General features: G+C 65.7%; 12 protein-coding genes. 4 read left to right on the forward strand and 8 right to left on the reverse strand.

The features are described 5' to 3' along the window. The first annotated feature begins 224 nt into the window (after window positions 1-224). The gene (locus tag V8683_RS25985; protein ID WP_411189986.1) at window positions 225-362 is read left to right on the forward strand and encodes an entericidin A/B family lipoprotein; all 138 of its coding nucleotides are present in this window, start codon (window positions 225-227) and stop codon (window positions 360-362) included. Between the two features lie 51 nt (window positions 363-413). Here V8683_RS25985 and V8683_RS25990 read toward each other — a convergent pair whose 3' ends face one another. Continuing rightward, on the reverse strand, window positions 414-1,382 hold the full coding sequence (locus V8683_RS25990) for an EamA family transporter (protein WP_411189987.1): 969 nt from the start codon (window positions 1,380-1,382) through the stop codon (window positions 414-416). 335 nt (window positions 1,383-1,717) lie between these two features. Between V8683_RS25990 and V8683_RS25995 the strand changes: the two genes are divergently transcribed. The 3 genes from V8683_RS25995 (at window position 1,718) to V8683_RS26005 (ending at window position 6,451) form a co-directional block, all read left to right on the forward strand. Then, window positions 1,718-2,125 (forward strand): GreA/GreB family elongation factor, encoded by a 408-nt coding sequence (locus tag V8683_RS25995; RefSeq protein ID WP_411189988.1) that lies wholly within the window; start codon window positions 1,718-1,720, stop codon window positions 2,123-2,125. Window positions 2,126-2,486: 361 nt separating this feature from the next. Next, window positions 2,487-4,418 carry a phosphomethylpyrimidine synthase ThiC gene (gene thiC, locus V8683_RS26000; protein ID WP_411189989.1) on the forward strand — a complete coding sequence of 644 codons (1,932 nt, stop codon included), beginning with the start codon at window positions 2,487-2,489 and terminating at the stop codon, window positions 4,416-4,418. A 434-nt stretch (window positions 4,419-4,852) separates the two neighbouring features. Further along, window positions 4,853-6,451, forward strand: a complete 1,599-nt coding sequence (locus tag V8683_RS26005) for an L-lactate permease (RefSeq protein ID WP_411189990.1) — start codon at window positions 4,853-4,855, stop codon at window positions 6,449-6,451. Window positions 6,452-6,558: 107 nt separating this feature from the next. Here the strand turns inward: V8683_RS26005 and bamC are convergent, their stop codons facing one another. From bamC to xylB, 7 genes are all read right to left on the reverse strand, one after another. Next, window positions 6,559-7,848 carry an outer membrane protein assembly factor BamC gene (gene bamC, locus V8683_RS26010; RefSeq protein ID WP_411189991.1) on the reverse strand — a complete coding sequence of 430 codons (1,290 nt, stop codon included), beginning with the start codon at window positions 7,846-7,848 and terminating at the stop codon, window positions 6,559-6,561. Window positions 7,849-8,215: 367 nt separating this feature from the next. Further along, a complete protein-coding gene (locus tag V8683_RS26015; protein WP_411189992.1) occupies window positions 8,216-8,782 on the reverse strand; it encodes a hypothetical protein in 567 nt (188 codons plus the stop codon). A 64-nt stretch (window positions 8,783-8,846) separates the two neighbouring features. Beyond that, entirely contained in the window at window positions 8,847-11,708 is a 2,862-nt protein-coding gene (locus V8683_RS26020; RefSeq protein ID WP_411189993.1) for an ATP-dependent Clp protease ATP-binding subunit, read from the reverse strand. 447 nt (window positions 11,709-12,155) lie between these two features. Then, on the reverse strand, window positions 12,156-13,355 hold the full coding sequence (locus V8683_RS26025; RefSeq protein ID WP_411189994.1) for a sugar ABC transporter permease: 1,200 nt from the start codon (window positions 13,353-13,355) through the stop codon (window positions 12,156-12,158). Then, window positions 13,352-14,893, reverse strand: a complete 1,542-nt coding sequence (gene xylG, locus V8683_RS26030; protein ID WP_411190576.1) for a D-xylose ABC transporter ATP-binding protein — start codon at window positions 14,891-14,893, stop codon at window positions 13,352-13,354. The genes V8683_RS26025 and xylG overlap by 4 nt, the downstream gene beginning before the upstream one ends. A gap of 87 nt (window positions 14,894-14,980) precedes the next feature. Then, entirely contained in the window at window positions 14,981-16,009 is a 1,029-nt protein-coding gene (gene xylF / locus V8683_RS26035) for a D-xylose ABC transporter substrate-binding protein (protein WP_027793450.1), read from the reverse strand. A gap of 180 nt (window positions 16,010-16,189) precedes the next feature. Next, a complete protein-coding gene (gene xylB, locus V8683_RS26040) occupies window positions 16,190-17,680 on the reverse strand; it encodes a xylulokinase (protein ID WP_411189995.1) in 1,491 nt (496 codons plus the stop codon). Window positions 17,681-17,782 lie beyond the last annotated feature (102 nt).

Here is a 17,782-nt window from a genome sequence, read left to right on the forward strand (position 1 = left end):
GGAAATCTTCAGCCTCGAAGACGTCGAGTCCTGAGTGTTGGCGGCATCCGGCGGGGTCCCCCCCGCTCGGGTGGGCCCCCCGGGGGGGTTTAAACAAAACAGAGCCCCCGCGCCGCCCGGGGGGGGGCGGGCGCCGTGGCGCCCCGCCCCCGCGAAACTGGCAAAAATGCCCGGGCACGCTACGTGCTGATCAGGCAATCTCTTGACTACGGTGGAGATCGCTCATGAAACGCTTGATTGCCCTGGTGCTCGTTGCCGCTTCGGTTGGGGCGCTTGCCGCATGCAATACCGTTGCGGGCGCGGGTGAGGATATGTCCGCGGGCGGCCACGCCATCACGAATAGCGCCGAACAGGCGAAGTAACGCACGCGGAATCCGCCGCACGACCGCACCGACGCCCGTCGCCAGTCTCTGTCAAGCGCCGCGGCGCCGGTCGTCGAACACGAACGAGAGTCCCACGCTGCCGAGTATCAGCACGGTCGCCACGATCGTGCCGACCGTCACGGGCTCGCCCAGCAGCAACGCGCCCAGGGCAACGGCCACGACGGGATTCACGTACATGCAACTGCTCGCGACGAGCGGACTGGTATGGCGAATCAGATAGCCGTAGGCGACATAGGCTGCCATCGTGCCGATCAGCATGAGATAGACGAACGCCACGGCCGGCAGGAAATGCAGCGGCATCATGCGTTCGCCGCTGATCCACGCGATGAGCGTCGAAATCGCGCCGCCCAGCCCGATCTGCAGGGCTGTGGCGAGGAACAGATCCGAAGGCAGCTTGAGCCGCCCGGCCAGATGCGCGCCGATCGCCCAGAACAGCGCGCCGGCCAGAATCGCGAGACAGCCGCCGGCGGTGCCCGAAGCCCCGCCGCCGTGGCTCAGGATGCCGATGCCGGCGAGACCCAGCGCGACGGCCAGCCACTCTGCCCTCGCGACGTGCCGGCCGGTGGCCGCCGCAATGATCGTCGCAAAAAGCGGGACCGTGGCGACCATCACGGCTGCCGTGCCGGTGCCCACGGTGCGCATGCCGTACGCGAGCATGCCGCTCGACAGCCCCACGAGCGTCGTCCCGACGATGCCGGCATTGCGGACCTCCATGAGCGTCGGCATGACGGGACGACGACGCATGGCGAACACGAAGAGCCCGATGCCCGCCAGCAGGTTGCGCAGGCCCGAAAGCAGCAGCGGCGGAAACGAGCCGAGCGCCACGTGCACGGCAAGGTAGGTCGAACCCCACACGAAATAGACGACGGCCAGCGAAAGCGCGACGCGGCCGCCGCGCGATTGCGGCAAGCGCACCGAGCGGCAGAGCCGCCAAAATGCACTGGCCGCACCGGCGGCGAACTGCAGAGGCCGTGAAGGCGAACGGGGAGGCATAGTCATGGCGTCGCGGAAGAACGCGACGCGCACACCTTGGAGCCTCGCAGGCGCGCTGCGGGGCGGGTGGAGCTCGACGGCATGATGGAGTGGCGAAGAAACGGTAGTGCGCGGCCCGCAGCCCGGCGGCAGGCAGGTGCGGCGGCGACGGTTGGGTAACCGTAAGCCGGGCGCCCCGAATTATGCAGCAAGCCGGCCGGCCAGGGTCATGCGCGAAACGTTTTATGCTCGCTGGCTATCGCATGGGTCGAGGCAGAAGGCAGTAGCGCCTGTGCTAACATGGCCAATCCTTTCTTTTTCCTTTCGATCCCCCACTCCCAAGGATCGCAAAGAAAATCGCCATGACCCGGAAAATCCGTTACCTGACCGAACTCGACGTCGCCCGCCTCGAAAAATGCGCCGCGGAACCGGGCGCCGCGCCGGCACGCCATGTCATGCTCGACGAACTGCTGGAGCGCGCCGAAGTCGTCGCGCCGAAAGACATCGCCGCCACCGTCGTCACGATGAACTCCCAGGTCACGCTCAGGAACGAGCAGTCCGGCGAAATGCTCATCTGGACCCTCGTTTATCCCAAGGGCGCGGACGTCGACTCCGGGCGCCTGAACGTGTTCTCGCCCGCCGGTCTCGCGTTGCTTGGCCTGAAACGCGGCGACACCGTACGTTTCACGCCCCCCAGCGGCGCACAGCAAACGCTGAAGATCGACCGCATCCTTTACCAGCCCGAAGCATCGGACGATTTCACGCTGTAATCCCCCGCTGTCATCTACTTTACGATTCGCCGCTTCATTCATTTCGCGCGTAGCGCCTCGTGCCGCTATACCGCGAATTGCGGCGCCGGACACTTGCCAGATCGTCGCAGCGCGGTGTATTGTTTGGCCTGCTTACGCGGGGGTCCTGCGTCATGCGTCGCTTCGAACGAGTCTGAACGAAAGTCGAGCGGCGTATTGCGCGGGTGAGAAATACCCTTTGAACCTGATCTGGATAATGCCAGCGCAGGGAAGCGTCCGGACTTCGCAGCATCGCTATCCACCTCATCCCAGCGAAGTCCGTCCACGTTCCGTCTCGTCTCCTGCGAAGCTGCTGTTCCCATATTGCTTTAGAGAGAGATACATGAACGCGAACCCGAAGTTCGTTTCCGCCAACGCGCACGTCGACGAAGCCGCGGTCGCGCCGCTGCCCAATTCCCGCAAGATCTACGTGACCGGCTCGCAGCCGGACATTCGCGTGCCGATGCGCGAGATCACGCAGTCGGACACACCCACGGGCTTCGGCGGCGAGAAAAATCCGCCGATCTACGTCTACGACACTTCGGGCCCCTACACCGATCCCGAAGCGAAGATCGACATTCGCGCGGGCCTGCCCGCACTGCGTCAGCGCTGGATCGAAGCGCGCGGCGACACCGAATCGTTGCCCGGCCTCTCGTCGCAATACGGCCTCGAGCGCGCGGCCGACCCGGCCACGGCCGAACTGCGCTTTCCTGGCCTGCACCGCACGCCGCGCCGCGCGCAGGCCGGCAAGAACGTGACGCAGATGCACTACGCGCGTCAGGGCATCGTGACGCCCGAGATGGAATTCATCGCGATCCGCGAAAACCAGCGCCGTGCCGAGTACCTGGAGAGCCTCAAGGCGAGCGGCCCGAACGGCGCGAAGCTCGCCGCGATGATGGGCCGCCAGCACGCGGGCCAGGCGTTCGGCGCCGCGGCCTTCGGCGCCGACGCGCTCCAGGCGATCACGCCCGAATTCGTGCGCGAGGAAATCGCGCGCGGCCGCGCGATCATCCCCGCGAACATCAACCACCCGGAAAGCGAGCCGATGATCATCGGCCGCAACTTCCTCGTAAAAATCAACGCGAACATCGGCAATTCGGCCGTGACCTCGTCGATCGGCGAGGAAGTGGACAAGATGACGTGGGCGATCCGCTGGGGCGGCGACACGGTGATGGATCTCTCCACGGGCAAGCACATTCACGAAACGCGCGAGTGGATCATCCGCAACTCGCCGGTGCCCATCGGCACGGTGCCGATCTACCAGGCGCTCGAAAAGGTCAACGGCAAGGCAGAAGATCTCACGTGGGACATCTTCCGCGACACGCTCATCGAGCAAGCCGAGCAAGGTGTGGACTACTTCACGATCCACGCGGGCGTGCGCCTGCAGTACGTGCCGCTCACGGCCAATCGCATGACGGGCATCGTCTCGCGCGGCGGTTCGATCATGGCCAAGTGGTGCCTCGCCCATCACAAGGAGTCCTTCCTTTACGAGCACTTCGAAGAGATCTGCGAAATCATGAAGGCCTACGACGTGAGCTTCTCGCTCGGCGACGGCCTGCGTCCCGGCTCGATCTACGACGCGAACGACGAAGCGCAGCTCGGCGAACTGAAGACGCTCGGCGAGCTCACGCAGATCGCGTGGAAGCATGACGTCCAGGTGATGATCGAAGGTCCGGGCCACGTGCCGATGCAGCTCATCAAGGAGAATATGGATCTCCAGCTCGACTGGTGCAAGGAAGCGCCTTTCTACACGCTCGGGCCGCTCACCACCGACATCGCGCCGGGCTACGACCACATCACCTCGGGCATCGGCGCGGCGATGATCGGCTGGTTCGGCACGGCCATGCTCTGCTACGTCACGCCGAAGGAACACCTGGGTCTGCCGAACAAGGACGACGTGAAGGAAGGCATCATCACGTACAAGCTCGCGGCACACGCGGCCGACCTCGCCAAGGGTCATCCGGGCGCGCAGGTGCGCGACAACGCCCTTTCGAAAGCGCGCTTCGAGTTCCGCTGGGAAGACCAGTTCAACCTCGGCCTCGACCCCGACAAGGCGCGCGAATTCCATGACGAGACGCTGCCCAAGGACTCGGCCAAGGTCGCGCACTTCTGCTCGATGTGCGGCCCGCACTTCTGCTCGATGAAGATCACGCAGGACGTGCGCGACTTCGCGGCGAAGCAGGGTATGAGCGACGACGAAGCACTGAAGAAGGGCATGGAAGTGAAGGCCGTCGAGTTCATCAAGCAAGGCGGCGAGATCTACCAGCGCCAGTAACGCGCCTCGCGCGAGACTGGAAACACTCTCTTACGATTCCAACGGCTCGCTGACAAACGCGAACAACCAGATACGGAATCGGCCGATACGATGGGGTTATCGGCGCGGCGGTTTGTGCCGGACCCCCATAACGACAGGCAGTAACGGCAATCAGAGAGGCAACGCGGCGCATACCCGGTCACGGGATGCGCCGCGTTTCATTTGGACCCGCCCATCGCACGCCCCCACCCTGCGCTTACGGCAGCGCAACACGCGCCATTTCATGCCGGACCGTACTTTCCCTGCTTGACACCCTACCTGCATTTTCTATGCTCGACGTGGGCATCGGGGATTGAAACACCGCCTTACTTAATGTTCACGCCCACCTTCGCAAGCGCCCCGGCGCAATGAGCCGCATCGATTGCGCCGATTCCAGACAGCACAAAGGAGACGCCATGTTTCACCAGCTGTTGACTCCCATCGGTAATTCGCTACTGCCTTCGTTCATCGTCGCCGCACTGCCCATCGTCACCGTGCTCGTCCTGCTGGGCTGGGCACGGCGCCCGGCGTGGCAGGCCTCGCTCGCCGGACTCGTGGTCGGGCTCGTGGTCGCCATCTTCGGCTGGCAATTCCCGGCCGGCCTCGCCTTCGACTCCGTCGCCGCCGGTATCGTGTTCGCGCTGTGGCCGGTCATGTGGATCGTCGTCGCGGCGATCCTGCTCTACAACATCGCCTTGCGCTCGGGGCGCTTTGCCGCCTTTCGCATGTGGATGCTCGACAACCTGCCCAACGACCGGCGCATCGTGCTCGTGGTGATCGGCTTCTCGTTCGGGGCGCTGTTCGAAGGCATCTCCGGATTCGGCACGCCCGTCGCGATCACGAGCTCGCTCCTCATCATGCTCGGCTTCCCGACCCTCGAAGCGCTCACCTTCACGCTGATCTTCAACACGGCGCCCGTGGCTTTCGGCGCGCTCGGCGTGCCGATCACCGTGCTCGGCGCGGTCACGCACCTCCCCGCCGACGTGCTCGGACAGATGGTGGGCCGCCAGTTGCCGTTCTTCGCGCTCGCGCTGCCGTTCTACGTGATCGCCATCTATGCGGGCGTGGGCGGCATGCTGCGCATCTGGCCGGTGCTGCTCGTAGCCGGCGGCAGCTTCTCCCTCACGCAGTTCGTGACCTCGAACTACGTCAACTACAGCCTGACCGACGTGCTCTCGTCGCTTGTCTCGCTGATCGTCACAATTGCGTTCCTGCGCGTGTGGAAGCCGGCGCCCGATCCGCAGTTCGAGATCCGCGTCGACCGCGCCAAGGAAGTGCGCGGCAACGTGCCGGGCGTGCAAGGCTGGTATCCGTGGCTGATCGTATCGGTGGTCGTGATCCTCTGGACCATCGCGAAGGTCTTCGCGATCGGCGACGTGAAGCTCCCCTGGCCCGGCCTCGACAAGGCGGTGTACATCACGCTCTACAAGGTGCCTTACGGCGCGGTCTGGGACTTCCAGCCGCTCGCCACCGGCACGGCAATCCTCGTGGCGGCGATCATCACGGCCCTCGTCGTGCGCCTCAAGCCCGCCGATTTCGGCGGCGCGATCGTCGATACCTGGGTGCAGACGCGCATCGCCATCCTGACCGTCGCCGCCATCGTCGGACTCGCCTATCTGATGAACTACTCGGGGCTCACTTATACGCTCGGTCTCGGCGCCGCTTCGGTAGGCGCGTTCTTCCCGCTCGTCTCGGCGTTCCTCGGCTGGGTGGCCGTGTTCCTCTCGGGCAGCGACACCTCGGGCAATGCGCTCTTCGGCAACCTCCAGGTGGTCGCCGCGCATCAGCTCAACCTGAATCCCGTGCTGATGGCCGCGACCAACTCGTCGGGCGGCGTGATGGGCAAGATGATCTCGCCGCAGAACATCTCGACGGGCGTCGCCACGACCGAACTCAAAGGCAAGGAAGGCCACGTGTTCGCCCGCACGTTCAAGCACTCGATCCTGTTGACGGTGCTGCTCGGCATTCTCGTCTGGCTCCAGCAGAACGTGTTCACGTGGATGATCCCGCACTGAGCACGGGGCCGGCCGCGAGGCCATTGCAGAGGACGTAAAAAAGCCCGCCTGCGCGCACGTCGCGCAGGCGGGCTTGCTTCAGCCGGGGATCGAACCCGAACCTTTCTTTACTGCAGTTCCGAGACGACTAGGCCCATGATCTCCTGAGCGGGGCGCGACGTATCGACCTGACCTTTGTCGTCGACGACGGCGATACGCGTCTGGTTCTCGGTCACGGCGCGCACGTTCAGCATGTACTGCTTCGCTTCCTTCTCCTTGCGGCCATGGAACACCTGGTTCCAGAAGCCCTGCTCGTCGGACGTCATGTCCTTCGGATCGACGTAGCGAATGTAGTAGATGCCCTTCCCACGGTCGCTGTCGTCCACCGTGAAGTTCGCGCGGTCGAGTGCATGGCCCACGCGCAGCCAGGCGCTGTCGTACGACTCGCCGAGCGTGAGCTCGGTGGACGTGTAGTGGCCGCCCGTCTCAGCCGACGGCTGACCCTTGCCCGGCTGCCCCGGCTGCCCCGGCTGCCCCGGCTGCTGACCGGCGCCCGTCTGCTGGCCCGCTGCCGCCACGTTCTGCGCGGCGACGGCGGCCGCGGCCGCATCCGGACCGCTCGAATTCGAACCGACCGCGCCAGCCGCCTTGCTCTTGACCTGCGCATCCGCCGCGTCGGCAATCTGCACGTCGGGCACGCCCGGCTTCGCGCGCGAGAGCGACAACATGAGGCGCTTCAGATACTCGGTTTCGAGCGCGGGGTCGTTGGGCTTCGGCACCCACTTGCTGCTCTCGTCGTTGGTGCCCGACACTTCTTCGGCGAGGCCCTTCTGGCTGACGAAGATATAAGTGCCGCCGGTCGGCGACGTTTCGAGACGCGTGCGGTACTTGTTGCGTTCCGCGCCGACGTACGAGTTGCCCATGGCCCACGTGAGCGAGTTGCGGATGATGCCGTCCGAGATCTTCGGACGCGTCTCGTTCCAGTCGGTTTCCATCAGACCCTTGTCGCGCTGGTCGACCACCAGCAGGAAGCCCTGCTCCTGCCAGAAGCGGCGCACCTGGGCCCAGACCTGGTCGGGCGTCTTGTCGTCGATGACGAGCCAGCTTTCCGTGCCGTCACGCTGGATATGCATGCCGGGCACCTGCGGCAGCACCTGGTTTACGTCCGACGGCGGCGCGTCGGTCTGGACCTGCTTGAGCGTGGAGAGCGAAGTCTCGCCGCCCTGCGGAGCCGTCGAGCGCTGGTCGGGGGTTTCGTCGAGCAAGTTCGGCGGCACGGCGAGCGACGACTCCTTCGCCTTTTGGTCACTGCGGTAATCGATCTTGGTCGGCGACGGCGTGCTGCAGCCGGCGACCAGCCCGCCCGCCATCAGGAGCGCGACGGCGCGGATGGCAAGACGTTGATGAAAATCACTCATGTTCGGGTAATCCTTCGGCTACGCCACGGCCAGTTTCCGTGGATCAACCAGCCATTTTACCGGGCGAGAGGCACCCTGTGCAAAAACCGCCGTGCGGCGCGGCATTGCCAGGTCTGTCGAACGCCTCCGAGGGAGGCGAAGCTCGGTATTCTAACGTTTCTCAACATTTAAAAAACACCTCAGCCCCCCTTTCACGGAGATTTTTTCTTTTTATTTCAAAGCATTAAAGAGAAGGGGCGCCACCACCCGGCGTCACCCAGCGTTACGCGGGCCGACATGCAGAGAATGCCGCTCTTGCACGGCAGAAACCAGCGCTAGCTTCGGCGCACATCTCAAAACAAACCACCGGATTGCTGCGCGGGCGATGTCAGTCGTCGGAGGCGTGCGGGTCGGGGGTCGTTTTGGCGAGCTCGGGGGGAGCAAGCCAGCGGAAGGAAGCAAGACCGGATTCGTTGAAGAGGCACTCGGCGGCGGCGGGTGTGTGCACAGGCTTCTTGATGCCCAGCTTCTGGGCAAGCGCGGCGACCGGCGTGCCGGGCTTGGGCTCGACCTTGACAGCCGAAGCACCCGACGCCGCGGCGGCCACCACCGCCCCGCTTGCCGCGGCGGCCTGCGATCCCGAAGCTGCGGATGCCGCGGACGCAACCGATACCGCCGATGAGCCCGACGCCGCTTCAACTGCGGAAGCCCCCGATGCCCCCAATGCCGCGACCGCCGGCTTCAGCGCTTTGTCGAGGTGCCCTTCGACCACCACGCGCTGGCCGCGATAAGCGACCGCGCTATCCGTCACGGAAAGCTTGCCCAGCGACGTTTCCGCGAGCCGGTGCCGCATCTCGTCTTCGCACGTGCTGGGGTTGCGGTATTGCGCGACGCATCCCGCCAGCAGGGTGGCAACGGCCGCAAGGCCGACGAAGCAAGCTTTCCGTTTGTTCATCGCGATTCCGTATTCAGGCAGCCGCAATTGTAGCCGAAGGGCCACAGCACCCCGCAGCGCCCGATCAGACGGACTTCGACTTGCCCGCGCCCTTGCCGTTCTTTTTCTTCGACGGCGGAGGCGGTTCGGCCGTCACGTCGTCGGCGGCGATATCCGCGGCAATCGCCTTGCCGTCCGGTACCGGATCGGCGGCGCCGTCCCGCGCCTTTTTGGCGGGTTTGCCCTCCTTCACGTCGGCCGGCACGGCGAGCTTGTTGAACGTGGTCTCGTCGTTCTCCTTGTCGTAGCCGATCTCGACGGTGTCGCCCGACTGCAGCGCATCGCCGAGTATCTCCTTCGCCAGCCGCGTTTCCACCTGTTGCCGGATCTGCCGCTTCAGTTCCCGCGCGCCGAACTCGGGCTGATAGCCCACCTCCACCAGATGATCGACGAGCGCCTCGCTCATCTTCAGCGTGATGTCCTGCGCCGCCGCCGTGCGCACCACCCGGTCCAGCTGGATCCGCACGATCGAGCGGATGTTCTCCTTCGAGAGCGCATGGAACACGATGATCTCGTCGATGCGGTTCAGGAACTCGGGACGGAAGTGCCCCTTGAGCACCTTCATGAGTTCCTCGCGCACGACCTTCTCGCTCTTGCGCTTCGCTTCGGGCTGCTCCAGGTTCTCCATGATGATCGAAGCGCCCAGGTTGCTCGTGGCGATGATGATCGTGTTGCTGAAGTCCACCACGCGGCCCTTGCCGTCGGTCAGCCGCCCGTCGTCGAATACCTGCAGCAGCACGTTGTAGACGTCCGGGTGCGCCTTCTCGATCTCGTCGAGCAGGATCACGCTATAGGGACGGCGCCGCACGCGCTCGGTCAACTGCCCGCCCTCGTCGTAGCCCACGTAGCCCGGCGGCGCGCCAATGAGGCGCGCGACCGCGTGGCGCTCCATGTACTCGCTCATGTCGATGCGGATGATGGCCTGCTCGTCGCCGAACACGCTTTCCGCCAGCGCTTTCGCGAGCTCGGTCTTGCCCACCCCCGTCGGCCCGAGGAACAGGAACGTCGCGATCGGCCGGTGCTCCTGGCCGAGACCCGCGCGCGAGAGGCGTACGGCGTCGCTCACCGCGACCACCGCATCGGCCTGGCCCACCACACGCTCGCGCAGCTTGTCCTCCATCTTCAACAGCTTCTGGCGCTCTTCCTGCGTAAGGTCCGCCACCGGTATGCCCGTGAGGCGCGAAACCACATCGGCAATCGAGGCCACCGTCACTTCCAGCGTCTCGGAGCCGGTCTTGCGCTGCCACGCTTCCATCTGCCCGTCGAGCTGCTTCTGCTTCTCGCCGATGCGTTCCTCGAAGCCCTTCGCCGCGTCGTAACGCTTGCGCGAGGCCGCGTAGTCCTGCTCGCGCCTGAGCTGCGCGATCTCCGCTTCGAGCTCCTGAATGTCCGCGGGCCGCGACGTGGCGCTGATGCGCACGCGCGCCGCCGCCTGGTCGATCAGGTCGATGGCCTTGTCGGGCAGGAAGCGCGAGGTGATGTAGCGGTCCGAAAGCTCGGCGGCGGCCACGAACGCGTCATCGGCGAAGGTCACCTGGTGGTGGGCCTCCAGTTTGTCGCGCAGGCCGCGCAGGATCACGATGGTCTGCTCGACCGTGGGCTCCGGCACGAGCACGAGCTGGAAGCGCCGTTCGAGCGCGGCGTCCTTTTCGATGTACTTCTGGTATTCGTTGAGCGTCGTGGCGCCGATCAGGCTCAGCTCGCCGCGGGCGAGCGCGGGCTTGAGCACGTTCGCGATGTCGAGGCCGCCTTCGCCGCCGCCCTGCCCGGCGCCCACGATCGTGTGCAGTTCGTCGATGAAGAGGATCAGCTCGTCGTTCTTTGCCGTCACCTCGTCGATGAGCTGCTTCGCGCGCTCTTCGAATTCGCCGCGATACTTCGCGCCCGCGACCATCGAGTTGATGTTGACCTCGACGAGGCGCTTGCCGCGCAGCACTTCCGGCACGTCGCCGTTGACGATGCGCTGCGCGAGCCCTTCGACGATAGCGGTCTTGCCCACGCCCGGCTCGCCGATCAGCACCGGGTTGTTCTTCTTGCGGCGCGCGAGCACTTCGATCGTGTTCTCGATCTCCTGCGCGCGGCCGAGCACGGGGTCGAGCTTGCCCTGGCGCGCCATGGCGGTGAGATCGCGCCCGAACTTGTCGAGGTTCGGCGTACCGGTGGGCGTATCCACACGGCCGTCTTCCGCGCCCTTGCCCACCACTTTCACGACTTTCTGGCGCAGCGCCTCGGGCGTCACGCCGTACTTCTTCAGCAGCGCGCCCGCGATACTGTCGGGCACGGCCGCGAGACCGATGAGCAGATGCTCGGGCCCGACGTACGAGTGGCCGAGATCGCGCGAGGCCTGGAACGCGTACTGGAACGCCTTTTTCAGGCGCGGCGAGACGGTCATCCTGTCGAGGGCTTCGTCGTCGCCGGCGGTGCCTTGTCTCGCGTGCTCGTCGATATAGTTCCTGATGTCCTGGGGCGAGAGCTTCAGCTCTTTCAGGAGTGCGGTGCAGACGTCCGTGTCGGCCAGCACGTAGAGCACGTGCTCCGTATCGAGCTCGTTGCGGTGCAGCTCGTGGGCTTTTTCGGCCGCGCGCTGCAGCAGTTCCATCGTTTGTTCGCTGAAGGCGTCGGTGGCGTCCACGGACTCGCGCGGCACTTCGGCCGCGAGGCCCGGCCCCTCGTCGTCGTGGTCGCCTTCGCCACCGGGTCCGCCGAAGAAGCGCGACAGCCCGCCGCCGCCCAGCAGCGAATCGAACGGATTGAGCATGCTTTGATGGCGCATCAATTGCCGGTAGTCGTAGTCGCAGATCGATAGCGACTTGCGCTGACCGTCCTGCACGACAGTCACGCGCGCGACGGCGGGCCGGGCATTGCAGATTTCACATAGGGCTGGCATGGTCGACTTGTCTCCAGTTCGGCGCCGCACGGCGCGCGGCCATGCGGCTCGGCGCAACGCAGCGGTGCGCCGGAAAAGTGACGAAGCGGCAGGCGGCGCGCGAGGGAGCGCGACGCTGCGGCGGACGAGCCCCGTGCCGGCGGCGGGATCGCGCGCGTGCGCAGGAACCGGGCAGCACAGGTCGAAAATATTCTGGCAGGAATCGGCATGGCACGCGCGCTACGTGCAACGCCCCTTTTTGCACACGAATCGCAGACGGATCGCACAAAAGAAAAAAGGCGGGACAGACGTCCCGCCGAATAGCGTGCGTTCAGGTGCACGCGAGGAGAACAACGGCAGACCCGCTGCGCCACCAGACCACTGACGCGCTACAACGCGGACCCTGCGCAAGACAAGGAAAATCCCGTCTGCCGATACCTCATGGGTAACAGGTTTGCAATCGTGCGATCAACGCCGGTTCGATCCCGAGACCACATCGATCCACACGGCTAGCACGAGAATGCCGCCCTTCACGATCATCTGCCAGTAAGCATCGACGTCGAGCATCGACATGCCGTTGTCGAGGCTCGCCATCACGAGCGCGCCGATCAGCGCGCCATAGACCGTGCCGGAGCCGCCGCGCATCGAGGTGCCGCCGATGAAGCACGCCGCGATCGCGTCGAGCTCGCCCATCGTTCCCGCGGAAGGCGAACCCGCCGCGAGACGCGCCGTGTTGACGATACCGGCGAATGCGCACATGAGCCCCATGAGCGCGAAGATCGCGAGCTTCACACGGTTCGTGTTGACGCCCGAAAGACGCGTGGCTTCGAGATTCGAGCCCACGGCGTAGATGCGGCGGCCGAACACGGTCTGCGTCGCGATCCACGTGAAGATGCCGAGCATCGCGAGCAGCAGCAGCACGGGCACGGGAATGCCGCCGTAGCTGTCGAGCGTCACGACGAACGCCAGCACGATTGCGCCGGCGCCCGCGATCTTCACGCCGTCCTGCCAGACCGGCACGACCGGCAGTTGATAGCGCCGCCGGTTCGCGCGCTGGCGCACCGTGAGGAGCGCCAGCAGCAGGAACAGCACGAGTGCGAGCACGTCGCCCGCGAGACGCGGCAGATAGCCCTGGCCGATGAATACGAAGTTGTCGGAGACCGGCGCAATCGTCGAACCGCCCGTGATGCCCAGCAGGATGCCGCGATACGCGAGCATGCCGCCCAGCCCCACGATGAACGACGGCACGCGCCGATAGGTGGACCACCAGCCGTTGAACAGCCCGACCAGCACGCCGAGCGCGAGCACGGCCGGGACGGTCGCCACGATCGGCCAGTTGTGATTGGCGTCGAGGATGGCGCCCACGCCGCCCAGCAGGCCCAGTAACGAGCCTACCGACAGATCGATCTCGCCCGCGATGATCACGAACACCATGCCGCACGCGAGCATGCCGGTGACGGACATCTGCCGCAGCAGGTTCGAGACGTTGCGCGGCGTGACGAACGCGCCATGCGTGAGCACCGAGAAAAATGCCCAGATCGCCGCCACGGCGATGAGCAGCGCGAGGATCTTGTAGCGCGCGAACAGTTGCTGGAAACGCAGGGCGAAGCCGCTGCCGCCGTGTGGCGCGCCTTCGCGCGCAGGTTGGGAAGTGACGTCGGGGGTCATGCTGCACTCGCTCGGTTGGATGGCGGGCGCGCGCTCTGGATCGCCGCGCCCAGTATGTGTTCCTGTGTCAGGCCCTCGTTGACGAAGTCGCCGCGCAACTCGCCCTCGCCGATCACCAGCACGCGATCGCTGACCCCCAGCACCTCGGGCAGCTCCGACGACACCATGACGATGGCAACGCCGCGCTTCGCCAGCTCGAACATGAGCTTGTAAATCTCGTACTTCGCGCCCACGTCCACGCCGCGCGTGGGCTCGTCGAGAATCAGCACCTTGGGATTCGTGAGCAGCATCTTCGTGAGCACGGCCTTCTGCTGGTTCCCGCCCGAAAGGCTCGCGATCGAGAGCATGGGATTCGCCGCGCGCACGGAAAGACGCTGCATCTCCGTGCGGATCGTGTCGAGCTCGGCCGCCGTATCGATGCGCCCGCCCTTCGTATAGCGTTCCAGCACCGAAAGCGTGATGTTGTGGCCCACGCCGAGCTGCGGGACGATGCCGTGGCGCTTGCGGTCCTCGGGCACCATGGCGATGCCGGAACGAATCGCTTCGAGCGGCGAGCGGATCTTCAGCGCCTTGCCTTCGAGCAGCACCGTCGCCGAACAGGCGCCCGCGTACGAGCCGAAGATGGCCTGCATCGTCTCCGTGCGCCCCGCGCCCACGAGCCCGGCCACGCCGAGAATCTCTCCGCGCCGCACCGTGAACGACACGTCGTCCACGCGCTTGCGGCGCGGGTTCGTCACGTCGTAGCAGGTGACGTTGCGCGCCTCGAACACCACTTCGCCGATATCGTGCGGCTCGCGCGGAAAGAGGTTGCGGATCTCGCGGCCCACCATCATGGAGATGATGCGGTCCGTGGTCATCGTCGCCATCGGCTCGGTGGCCACGTGCCGGCCGTCGCGTATCACCGTGACGGTATCGCATACGGCCTCGACTTCGTCGAGCTTGTGCGAGATGTACACGCAGGCCACACCGCGCCGCTTGAGGTCGCGCACGATGTCGAGCAGGATTTTCGTTTCGGCGGCGGTGAGCGACGACGAAGGCTCGTCGAGAATCAGCAGCTTCGCGCGCTTGTTGAGCGCCTTGGCGATCTCGATGAGCTGCTGATGTCCGCCGCCGTAGTTCATCACGGGCTGCGCCACGTTGATGGCGTCGATCTTCAGCTCGCGCAGCAGTTCGTCCGCGCGCCGGTACATCGCCGCGTAATTCATGCGGCCGCCCGGCAGGGTGATCTCGTTGCCGAGGAAGATGTTCTCGGCAACGGAAAGCTCCGGCACGAGCATCAGCTCCTGATGGATGATGACGATGCCCGCGCGTTCCGTGTCGCGCACGCTCGCCGCCTTGAGCGGCTCTCCTTCCCAGCGGATCTCGCCATCCCAGGTGCCGTGCGGATACACGCCGGAGAGCACCTTCATGAGCGTCGACTTGCCGGCGCCGTTCTCGCCGCACAGGCCCACGCACTCGCCGGGCCGCACGGTGAGATCGATGCCGTCGAGCGCCTTCACACCCGCAAAGGACTTGACGATGCCGCGCATCGTCAGCAATGGTTCGGTCATACGGTTTACGCCTCGCTGCTAAGGCCCGCGCACATGCCGCCGCCATGGCGGCGCATGCGCGCGGGCCGGCTGCCGTTACTGGCTGGCCAGTTGTTGCTGCGTATAGAAGCCGTCCTTGACCACGATGTCGACGTTGCTCTTCGTGAGCAGCGTCGGCTGCAGCAGGACCGTATCGACCTTCTTCTTGCCGTTGTCGTACTGGGCGTTGTACGCGGGCTGCTCGCCCTTCGCGAGTTCGACGGCCAGCTTCGCGGCTTCGCCCGCGATCAGCTTGAGCGGCTTGTAGACCGTCATCGTCTGCGTGCCGGCGATCACGCGGCGAACGGCGGCGAGATCGGCGTCCTGGCCCGACACCGGCACCTTGCCCGCGAGATGCTGCGCGGCAAGCGCCTGGATCGCGCCGCCCGCCGTGCCGTCGTTCGAGGCCACGACCGCGTCGATCTTGTTGTTGTTCGCCGTGAGCGCGTCTTCCATGATGCTCAGCGCCGTCGAAGCGCTCCACTCGGGCACCCACTGCTGGCCGACCACCTTGATGTCGCCGCGGTCGATGGCGGGCTGGAGCACCTTCAACTGGCCTGCGCGCAGCATCTTCGCGTTGTTGTCGGTCGGCGCGCCGCCCAGCAGGAAGTAGTTGCCCTTCGGCTTCACGTTATAGACGCCCTGAGCCTGTAGTTCTCCTACCTTTTCATTGTCAAATGAAATGTAGGCGTCGATGTCGGCATCGAGAATCAGGCGGTCGTACGAGATGACCTTGATACCCGCCTTCTTCGCCTCGGCCACCACGTTGCCGAGCGTCTTCGAGTTGAACGGCACGATCACGATCACGTCGACGCCGCGCGAGATCAGGTTTTCGATCTGCGAGATCTGGCGTTCCTCGCTGGCGTCGGCCGACTGCACCGACACCTTGGCGCCCATCTTCTCCGCGGCCGCGACGAAGTAATCGCGATCGCGCGACCAGCGCTCGACGCGCAAGTCATCGATACAGAAGCCGATCTCCGGATGATCCTTGCTTGCGTGCGCAAGCGGCGCCGCGAGCGACAGGCTCGCGAGCACGGCCCCGCATACCAGCGAACCCAGAACCGAACGGCGTTTTGCGAATTTCATGTCTCCACTCCTCTTGATGGTCGAAGGCCATCCCCACGCGATGCGCGGAAATGGCACGGCTATGGTGGTTGGACGCACACGCGCCGGCACAATGCGGCGCTTCGGCATGACCACAGGACTGCCAGGCATGCGCGGCTGCTTTGGCCGCGCGTTCTTTTTGCGTCACCGGCGCCGGATGAATCAGGCGCCGGTTGCAAAAACGGGTTCGAGCGCGCGATAGAGCGCGCCGAAGGTGGGACGGCGCGCCTCGCGATACCACGCGTGGCGAGCGGTGTCGGGCTCGCGCACGGCAATCACGGGCGGCTGCGGACAGACATCAGCGAGCGCGGCGTCCGGTTCGAGCGCGAGGTGCGCGAGGCGCGCCGCACCCAGCGCGGGCCCAACTTCTCCGCCCGCACGCAGCGTGAGCGCGCGTCCGCTGATATCGGCGAGCATCTGCGTCCACCACGCGCTGCGCGAGCCTCCGCCGATCACGGTGATCGAGTCCGGCACGAGACCCGCCGCATGCAGCGCATCCATGCCGTCGAGCAGCGCAAAGCCCACGCCTTCGAGCGTCGCGTTCGCGAGATCCGCACGCGTGGTCTGCGGCGTCATGCCGTAGAACACGCCTTTGGCGTTGACGTTGTTGTGCGGCGTACGCTCGCCGCTCAGATACGGCAGGAACCACGGACGGCGCGCATCGGTCTGCGGGCTCGCATGCGCCTCGGCATCGGCGAGCAGGGCCGCCACGCTCTCGTAACCCGTCAACTGGGCCGTGAAGTCGAGGCAACTGGCCGCGTTCAGCATCACCGACATCAGATGCCAGGTTTGCGGCAGTGCGTGGCAGAAGCTGTGCACGGCGGAATCGGGATTGGCGCGAAAGCCGTCCGAGACGGCGAAATACACGCCGGACGTGCCGAGCGAGAGCATGGCGTCGCCGGGGCGCACGATGCCCACGCCCACCGCACCCGCCGCGTTATCGCCGCCGCCGGCCACAACCGGCACTTCGCGCAGGCCGAACTCGCGCGCCAGTTCCGGGCGCAGCGTACCCGTGATCTGGTTGCCTTCGAAAACGCGCGGCATCTGCTCGCGCGTCAGCCCGCAGGCGGCAAGCAAAGCGTCGCTATAGTCGCGCTTCGCGATGTCGAGCCAGAGTGTTCCCGCGGCGTCCGAAGCGTCGGTGGCAAACTCGCCCGTCAGCAGATAGCGCAGATAGTCTTTCGGGAGCAGCACGTGGGCGACGCGCGCGAACACCTCGGGCTCGTGCTTGCGCACCCACAGCAGCTTGGGCGCCGTGAAGCCCGGCATCGCCAGATTACCCGCCACGGCATGCAGTTCGGGAACCGCGCGTTCGAGCTCGATACATTCGGCATCCGAACGACCATCGTTCCAGAGAATGGCCGGCCGCAGCACTTCGCCGTTCGCATCGAGCAGCGTGGCGCCGTGCATCTGGCCCGTGAGGCCGATAGCCTCAATACGCGCGGCCTCGATACCCGCGCCCGCCGCTTCGGCAATCAGCGCGCGCAGCGCCGTGCGCGCGGCCTGCCACCAATCCTGCGGCGCCTGCTCGGACCAGCGCGGCTGCGGGCGGCTCGCCGTGAGCGGCGCGCTCGCACTGCCGAGCACGTCGCCCGCGCGATCCAGCAGCACGGCTTTCACGCCGGACGTGCCGAGGTCGATTCCGATGAACATGTCTCCATCCTTCCTGGTCGCGCACCTGCGCGTCGACAGCGCGTACCGCTTTCGCAGCGGCTTGCGCGCGTTCGTTCAAGTGCTGCACATGCGCCCGCGCGC

The organism is Paraburkholderia sp. AV2 (genome assembly GCF_054968425.1).